We start from the raw sequence: 2,425 nt of genomic DNA, 5'->3' as shown, positions 1-2,425 counted from the left end.
GGCCTGCTCCCCGTGGAGAAGCTGCGAGCACACGTAGCCGAAATTGTCCCACGTGGCGCTGCGCACGTCGTCCTCTGCGCCACCGAGCATTTCCACGCACTGGGCGATCGGGGAGTATTCCTTGGCCTGACCCCACTGCTTCTTGCGGTCGATCTGCTCGCTCCAGTCCAGATCTTCCTCGGCGTTCCACTGGCGGCGTTTGGCGATCTCGTAGAGGCGGCGCAGCTCTTCGACCTGGCCCACGTAATCCCAGGCCCAGTTCACCTCGAGCGGGGCATCGAAGGTGAGCGCCTCACGCATCTTCTTGACCTCGGTGAGGTCGCTCCACTCGATGGCTTCAAAGTTGCCGTATTTGACGCGATGTTCTTTCTGAAAGTGCTCCATAGCCTGGGACTCCTTTTCGCTCCTGCGAAGTCTTGTTCTCTGTCTTTGAATCGCTCCGGCGCGCTCGCTCCAGCGCTGCCGGGCATTCTTTCCTACTTTGCGAGCACGGCGCCCCGAAGAAAGGCCTTCAGCTCTTCCTTGCGACGCTCAACACGCTCGGGCTCGAAAATACTGCCGCGAAATCCCACCACCCCGTTCTCACCCGAGGCAAAGTGGAAGAGCAGCGCACCGATGAGGGTCTGCACAAAGTGCCCGACCGACTGCTTGCGGAACTCCCCGTTCTCGATGCCCTCTTCCAGGGTTTTGGCCGCGAACTGCAGTATCTGGAAAACGTAGGCCCCGTGGCGCTTGGCGAGTTCCTCGCGCGTGATGCCCGAGTCCTCAAAGTCGCGCTCGATGAGCGAGCGCAGCAGCAGCCGCGCGGTATGCGGGCTGCCGGCAAGAAAATCGTTCATGACATCGGAGATGCCCTCGATTTTCTCCATCTGCGTGCCGCCCTCATCCGCGCTGTTCTGGATGAGGTCCCACAGACGCTCAAAGACGCGCTCAAGCACGGCGGCGTAAATTTCAATCTTGGAAGGGAAGTGGTGAAAGAGGCTCGACTTCGAGAGCCCGGCCTTCTCGGCCAGTTCCGAAAGCCCCATGCCCGCGTAGCCGCGGTTGGCGAACAGCACCTCGGCCTCATCCAGAATGCGATCCTGGGAGGGATGCCGAATCACGGGCTTGGCAGCCATTTCGTTCATCTATCTTCGCTCCGCTCCCAAACGCTCGCTCGGGCCCGGCAAATACGCGCACCGGTCCCACGCTCGGGATGGGCCATAAGCTACCGACCGATCGGTCGGACGTCAAGGCAAAAATGGCCGAAGGACGGTGTGTTCTGATGGTTCAGGGGCAACTGCCCTATTTCTGGGGCGGCAGGTTCACCCGGATCCGCAGCTCGACCTTGCTGGGGCCGAACTCGGCAGGAAGATAGGGGATTTTGGCGAGACGGACGCTCACGTCCCGCTCAAAATCCGGGTGCTGTTTAAACTCCGAGCGCGTGAGCGTGGCGATGCTTGTCATCAGGGAGGGGTCGCTGGTCAGCTCGAAGCGCATCTCCCCCCAGGCGCCCCGGTCCTGATGTATCAGGCGCTCGTGGGCCACCTGGATGTCGCCGAAGTAGCGCGAGAGCTGCTCGCAACGCGGGTCGTTCTCGGGATCGGTTACCTGCGGTTCGAGCACGCGGCAGCGAATCTCCAGACTCGGCTCGGGCCGCGCGGCCGCTGCTTCTTTTTCGGCGATCACTGCCGGTTCGGTGCAGGTCACGGCCCCCAGCAGCGCGTCCAGACGCTCCTTGCCACCGGCGGCTTCGATGCGCAGTTCCAGCTTCCCGGCATCGCGAAAGACGACATATTTGTTGAGCAACTCCCCTGCCCCGCGCTGCACCCACGCGGCGTCGAAGCACGGATGGAGCTGGGAATCGGGCACGTAGAATCCGCCCTCTCCCTCGCGAATGAGCGGCGACATGATCTTGCCCATCCCTGCGCTGGTGGCTGCGCGATGCGTGATGGCCAGCACGCGCTCGTCTGCACTCTCGGAATCGGGCGTCGCCAGCGCGTAGCCGCCCGCCTTGAAGGCCTTCCACCCCTGAGGCAGCTCCACCTCCACGCCGGCTTCAGGAAATACCAGACGCTCCCCGCGCAGCGAGGCGGCGTCGTCCGCCACCTTTGGCGCCGGCCGCATTGTCATCCACATCCCGGCCGCCACCCCGATCAGGAAGCCCAGAATCAGGAAGGAGGATCGGCTCATCACGGAGGGTTTGGGTTGTTCGTCAGTCATGGGGACGGAGTCTAAGAAGATGGAACCACAGATGGCCACAGATAAACACAGATTTCACAGCACTCTGACTTTCCATCCGTGTTCATCTGTGGCCATCCGTGGTTTCAAGCTCTGGTTCTCTCTTCGAGCCAGTCCAGCACGATGGGCACCACTTCGGTCTTCACAAATCGCCCGAGTACCAGGTCGGCGTGGCCGTAGTCGTGGGTGTAGCCCTGCTTCTTGC

Annotated in this window: 3 protein-coding genes; all 3 read right to left on the bottom strand. The window is 62.2% G+C overall.

Features of this window, described 5'->3' with window-relative positions; translation table 11 throughout:
• A partial coding sequence (locus tag KDH09_05165; GenBank protein MCB0219065.1) for a hypothetical protein occupies window positions 1-384 on the bottom strand: 384 nt, incomplete at its 3' end.
• A 92-nt stretch (window positions 385-476) separates the two neighbouring features.
• Window positions 477-1,127: a TetR/AcrR family transcriptional regulator gene (locus KDH09_05160; protein ID MCB0219064.1), complete on the bottom strand. Its 651-nt coding sequence runs from the start codon at window positions 1,125-1,127 to the stop codon at window positions 477-479.
• Between the two features lie 157 nt (window positions 1,128-1,284).
• Complete coding sequence (locus KDH09_05155) at window positions 1,285-2,202, bottom strand: hypothetical protein (GenBank protein ID MCB0219063.1); 918 nt, start codon at window positions 2,200-2,202, stop codon at window positions 1,285-1,287.
• Window positions 2,203-2,425 lie beyond the last annotated feature (223 nt).

The sequence above is a fragment of the Chrysiogenia bacterium genome (assembly GCA_020434085.1).
Lineage (GTDB): Bacteria > JAGRBM01 > JAGRBM01 > JAGRBM01 > JAGRBM01 > JAGRBM01.
This window is presented reverse-complemented; position numbering and strand designations above follow the sequence as displayed.